Below are 2187 nucleotides of genomic sequence, written 5' to 3'. Positions count from 1 at the left end.
GGCATCCGCACGCGCGTCGTCGACTACGAGATCGGCTGGGTCGCGGGCGCGACGATCCACTCCGACGGCTACGAGGGCACGGCGCGGGCCGTCGTCGACGAGGACCGTCGCGTGCTCGTCGGCGTCACCTTCGTCGGGGCGGATGTCGGCGAGCTGCTGCACTCCGCCACGATCGCCGTCACCGCCGAGGTGCCGATCGAGCGGCTCTGGCATGCCGTGCCCTCGTACCCCACGCTCAGCGAGGTCTGGCTGCGGTTGCTCGAGAGCTACGGGCGCCCGACGGCATGAGCGCGCTGCTGCGCCTCGTCTCGCTGCCCGGCTACCTGTTCGCCACCTGCGTGGGGCTCGTCTGGGGCTTCCTGTGGAGCACCGGCGAGGTCCGCCGCCGCGCCGGCCTGTTCGTCTTCACCGGCATGCCGAAGTGGGCCTTCGGCCGCGGCGGCTCGTGCGTGGGCTCGTGCTATCTCACCGCCGACAACGCGAGCGACACTGTGCTCGAGCACGAGGCGGTGCACAAGCGGCAGTGGCAGCGCCTCGGCATGCTGTTCCCCCTGCTCTATGCAGCCGCGGGTCGAGACCCGCTGCGCAACCGCTTCGAGATCGAGGCGGGGCTCGAGAAGGGCGGCTACCTGTGAGCGGGGTGCCGAGCCGGGTCGTCGTCGTCACCGGGGCGAGCTCGGGCATCGGCCGCGAGACCGCGCTGGCGGCGGCCAACCGCGGCGATCACGTCGCCGTCGTCGGGCGCAACCCCGAGCGCACGCGCTCCGTCGCGAGCCAGGCGGGCGGCGAGGCATACGTCGCCGACTTCGATCGCCTCGATGACGTGCGGATGCTGGCCGAGCAGCTCCTCGCCCGCTATGAGCGCATCGACGTGCTCGTCAACAACGCGGGCGGCCTCGTCAGCGAGTGGGAGCTCACCGCCGACGGGCACGAGCGCACGCTGCAGTCGAACGTGCTCGCACCGTTCCTGCTGACCCGGCTGCTGCGCCCGCGGCTCGAGGCGACGGCGGCACTGCCCGGCGTCGCGCCGGGAACGGTGCGCGTGCTCGCGACGGCCTCGATGGCGAACCAGTGGGGCCGCCTGCAGCTCGACGACCTCGAGTGGGCCGAGCGCCCCTACCGCCGCGGCTGGCCCGTGTACGGCACGGCGAAGCTCGCGGTCGTGATGTGGGTCCGCGAGCTGGCCGAGCGCCTGACCGGCACGGGGGTGGACGCCTATTCGGTGCACCCCGGCATGGTGGCGACGAGCTTCGGCGGCACCTCGCGCCTCGTGCGCCTCGGCAACACGGTCCTCGCGGGCCACTGGGGCCGGTCGGCGCGAAGCGGGGCCGAGCCGCTGATCGCGTTCTCGAGCACGCTGCCGATGGATGCCCCGAGCGGCACGTACTTCTCGAGGTTCCGCCCCTTCGGCCGCACCGCTCCCCAGGCATCCGACCCGGCACTGCGGCATGCGCTGTTCGAGCTGCTCGTCGAGCTCACCGGCTGACGCGCCTCACCACACGGGCGGGCGGCGGAAGCGCCAGCGGATCTTCCGCTCGAGCTGCGCGCACAGGGCGAGCAGGGTGCGTTCGCCCCCGGGGCGCCCGATGAGCTGCACGCCCATCGGCAGGCCGGCCGGGGCATCCGCCGTCGGCTCCGTCTGGAGGACGGGGACGGTGATCGCCGGCAGCCCGCTCACGTTCACCATCGACGTGAAGGGCGTGTAGCGGCACTGCTGCTCGAAGTTCCGCTCGGCGTCGTCGTGGTCGTACCACCCGTTCGGCCGCGGCGTCATCGCGAGCGCCGGGGTGAGCACCGCGTCGAAGCTCGCGAAGCGGGCGATGAAGTCCCGCTCGAAGCGCCGCAGGGTGCGCAGGCTCTCGATCACCCGGGCGGCGGGAAGCGCGCGCCCCGCGGTGACGAGCCACTGCGTGAGCGGCTCGGTGCGGGCGAGCTGCTCGTCATCGAGCGGCAGGGTCGCGGCACCGGCCTGCCACACGTCGCGGAATGCGGGCGCGTACGTCGGGTCGGGCGGCAGCTCGGTCTGCTCGATGCCGTGACCGAGGCCGGTCAGGGCGTTCACGGCCGTCTCGAGCGCCAGGGATGCCTCGGGCGAGATCTCGATGCCGGGGTAGGCGGCGTCCCACGCGGAACTCGTCATGACGCCCAGCTGGAACCGCCTCGTGCCGTCGTCGAGCTCGCCGCGCA

The 2187-nt window shown here is 73.1% G+C and carries 3 protein-coding genes and 1 pseudogene; 3 read left to right on the top strand and 1 reads right to left on the bottom strand.

Annotated elements, in window-relative coordinates; all coding sequences use genetic code 11:
• The 3 genes and pseudogenes from ACM2XV_RS14575 to ACM2XV_RS14565 all read left to right on the top strand — a co-directional run.
• Positions 1-288, top strand: a pseudogene (locus tag ACM2XV_RS14575) (pyridine nucleotide-disulfide oxidoreductase); the annotation flags it as partial.
• Positions 285-635 carry a Fe-S oxidoreductase gene (locus tag ACM2XV_RS14570; protein ID WP_487027453.1) on the top strand — a complete coding sequence of 117 codons (351 nt, stop codon included), beginning with the start codon at positions 285-287 and terminating at the stop codon, positions 633-635. The pseudogene ACM2XV_RS14575 and the gene ACM2XV_RS14570, both read left to right, overlap by 4 nt.
• Positions 632-1486 (top strand): SDR family NAD(P)-dependent oxidoreductase, encoded by an 855-nt coding sequence (locus ACM2XV_RS14565; RefSeq protein ID WP_487027452.1) that lies wholly within the window; start codon positions 632-634, stop codon positions 1484-1486. Before ACM2XV_RS14570 ends, ACM2XV_RS14565 begins: the two co-directional genes overlap by 4 nt.
• A gap of 6 nt (positions 1487-1492) precedes the next feature.
• Here the strand turns inward: ACM2XV_RS14565 and ACM2XV_RS14560 are convergent.
• The coding region (locus ACM2XV_RS14560; protein WP_487027451.1) for an amidase family protein at positions 1493-2187 on the bottom strand (695 nt) is incomplete at its 5' end.

The organism is Gryllotalpicola sp. CP2-P1 (assembly GCF_057512245.1).
Note: the sequence above shows the minus strand (reverse complement) of the source record. Positions and strands in the feature narration are given on the sequence as shown.

Bases quoted from the DNA above. Each gene is read 5' to 3' on its own strand.
- ACM2XV_RS14570 (WP_487027453.1), top strand. From the start codon at position 285: ATGAGCGCGCTGCTGCGCCTCGTCTCGCTGCCCGGCTACCTGTTCGCC.